Annotated in this window: 4 protein-coding genes; all 4 read right to left on the bottom strand. The window is 75.3% G+C overall.

The window, feature by feature from the left end; genetic code table 11:
• Positions 1 to 1,140: cytochrome P450 (locus tag AC0CYZ_RS32155; RefSeq protein ID WP_472222418.1), on the bottom strand; the 1,140-nt coding region annotated here is incomplete at its 3' end.
• Between the two features lie 11 nt (positions 1,141 to 1,151).
• On the bottom strand, positions 1,152 to 1,808 hold the full coding sequence (locus tag AC0CYZ_RS32150; RefSeq protein WP_472222416.1) for a TetR/AcrR family transcriptional regulator: 657 nt from the start codon (positions 1,806 to 1,808) through the stop codon (positions 1,152 to 1,154).
• A 25-nt stretch (positions 1,809 to 1,833) separates the two neighbouring features.
• Complete coding sequence (locus tag AC0CYZ_RS32145) at positions 1,834 to 2,583, bottom strand: YoaK family protein (protein WP_472222414.1); 750 nt, start codon at positions 2,581 to 2,583, stop codon at positions 1,834 to 1,836.
• On the bottom strand, positions 2,580 to 2,671 hold a 92-nt coding region (locus AC0CYZ_RS32140), incomplete at its 5' end, for a DUF5709 domain-containing protein (RefSeq protein ID WP_472222420.1). The genes AC0CYZ_RS32145 and AC0CYZ_RS32140, both read right to left, overlap by 4 nt.

Genomic DNA, 2,671 nt, shown 5'->3' with positions numbered 1-2,671 from the left:
CGACCACCACGGCTCCATGCGCTGCGAGGCGTGGATGCCGAGCGACATCAGCGTGCCCGCCGGGATGTGGTGGCCCAGGAGCTCGGCGTCGCGGACGGTGGCCCGGGCGAGCTGCCCGACCGGCGCGTAGAGGCGCAGCGTCTCGCGCATCGCGAGGTCGAGCGAGACCAGGGAGTCCAGGTCGGCCATCGAGACGGGGCCGGGCCCGAGCGCGAACGACTCCTCGCGCAGCTTCTCCTGCCACTCCGGGTGCTTGGCCAGCAGGTAGCTCATCATCGACAGCGTGATCGTCGTGGTGTCGTGGGCGGCCATCAGCAGGAAGATCATGTGGTTGACGATGTCGTCGTCGGAGAAGGTCTCGCCCTCCTCGCTGCGGGCGCGGGCCAGCACCCCGAACATGTCGCGGCCCTCGCCCGCGCGCTTGGCCGGCAGCTGCGCCGCGAAGTAGTCCTCCAGTTCGCGACGCCCGCGCAGCCCCCGCCACCACGCGCCGCCCGGCACCGGGGCCCGCACCACCGCGACGCCGGCGTGCACGGTGTCGACGAAGGCGCGGTTCACCCGGTCCGCGCGGGGCCCGAGCTCGTCGCCGACGAAGACCTCGGTGCCGATGTCGAGTGTCAGCTGCTTGACCCGGTCGTAGACCCGCACGCCGGCCCCGACCGTCCACGCGTCGAGACCCTGCTCGATGCGCGGGCCCATCACCTCGAGGTACTCCTCGAGCCGGTCGCGGGTGAAGGCCTGCTGCAGGATCCGCCGGTGGGTGCGGTGCTCCTCGAAGTCCAGCAGCATCACCCCGCGGCGGAAGAAGGGGCCGATGAAGAACCCCCAGCCGTCCCCGTTGCCGAAGTACTTGTCCTTGTTGACCAGGACCTGCCCGACCGCCTCCGGGCCCAGGACCGACACCATGCGCCGCCCGAAGGCACCTGTCCACGAGATGTCCCCGTAGCGCTCGTGGCGCTGCCGGGCGAAGGCGAGCATGTCGGCGGCGAACTCGAGCGAGCGCCCGACGAACGGGGCGCCGTGGTCGCCCATCACCGGCGCGAGGCCGCTGCCCGGCGGGGGCGGCGCGAGCGGGCCCGTCGTCGACGGCACGCGGCCGGCCAGTGCGGCGGCCGCGCCCTGGACGCGGAGGTTGAGCACGGACGGCATGGTCACTCCCGGGGTGCGGATGCGGTGGACGGGTGCTCCGGGGCCGGCTGCCGGGCCGCGGCCACGACGAGACGGGTGCAGCGCACGACGAGGGTGTCCTGCGCGACGGGCAGACGGCCGTCGAGCCAGGCGCCGACGGCCTCGACGATCCCGCCGGTGAGCACGACGGTGTCGACGACGAGGTCGTCCCGCCCGCGCAGCGCCGGGTGCTCGTCGGCGACGAGGCCCGCCAGGAAGGCGGCGAAGGCCGTGACGGTGTCCCGCCGACGTGCCGCGAGGCCGGGGTGCCCGACGGCCTCGCGGTAGAGCCGCGCCGACCGCGGGTCCTCGGCGAGCAGCCGCACCACCGCGCCGATCGCGGCACCGGCCCGGCGCTCGAGGCCGGCGGGAGCGGCCGCGTCGGCGGCGGCGACCGCGTGGTCGAGGGCGTTCGCGGCGACCTCGTCGAACAGCGCCGTCAGCACGTCCTCGCGGCGGGCGAAGCTCTCGTAGAAGTAGCGCTCGGTCAGGTTCGCGCTGCGGCAGACCGCGGTCATCGTGAAGTCGGCGACGCCGCGCTCGCCGACCACCTCGAGGGCGGCGTCGAGCAGGCGCCGGCGGCGGATCCCGACGCGGTCGCGCGCGCTCACGCCGCCGAGGGACCGCGCCGGAGTGGTCACCGCCCGATCCTGACAGGCCGTCCTGTCAGGAGGAAGGGTTCCTGACAGGACGTCCTGTCACTTCCCGGGGTGCCCACGGCGCGGGCCGGCGCACCGCCACCGCGAGCACGACGACCACGAGCACCAGCAGCAGTGGGGCGGGCAGGAGGGCCGGGGCGAGGCCGACGTGCAGCACGAGCAGGGCCCCGGCCAGGGCGCCGACGAACATCGTGACGACGGCGAGGACCCGGCGCGTCACCACGGGGCGACCGGCCGAGCGCACGTCCGCGGCGATCCCGGTCAGGGTCATCGTGAGCACGGTCGTGGTCAGGTCGGGCACGGCGAGGCGGCGCACGGCGGAGTTCTGCAGCCCGAGGGCGACCGCGGCGGAGGCGGCGACCGCCGAGGCGAGCCCGCTGCCCGGTGTCCCGGCCCCGGCGAGCAGGCCGACGCCCAGGAACAGGAGCACCGCCTCGATCAGCGCCACGTCGCGCAGCAGGTGACCCCGCCGGTGGGCGCGCGCGGCGGCGAGCCGACCGCCGGCCAGGGCGCCGACGAGGAACCCGCCGAGCGCGGCGAGCGAGGCGGCCAGGGAGAACCCGGGCGCCCCGGCCACCGCGAAGCCGAGGAAGACGACGTTGCCGGTCATGTTCGCGACGAAGACGCGGCCGAGTCCGAGGACGCTGACCGCGTCGACGAGCCCGGTCGCCGTCGTCATGACCAGCAGCAGGACGGGCAGGGGGCCGTGCACCGGACCCCGCAGCAGGGCGCCGTCCCAGCGGGGCGGGGCGCTCACCCGTCGTCGTCGACGAGGTGGATCGCGGCCTCCTCCGCGCTGGCGCCGGCTCCGTCGACCCCGACGTCGTCGGCCCAGAAGTCCTCGC

Source organism: Actinomycetospora sp., assembly GCF_055612215.1.
Note: the sequence above shows the minus strand (reverse complement) of the source record. Positions and strands in the feature narration are given on the sequence as shown.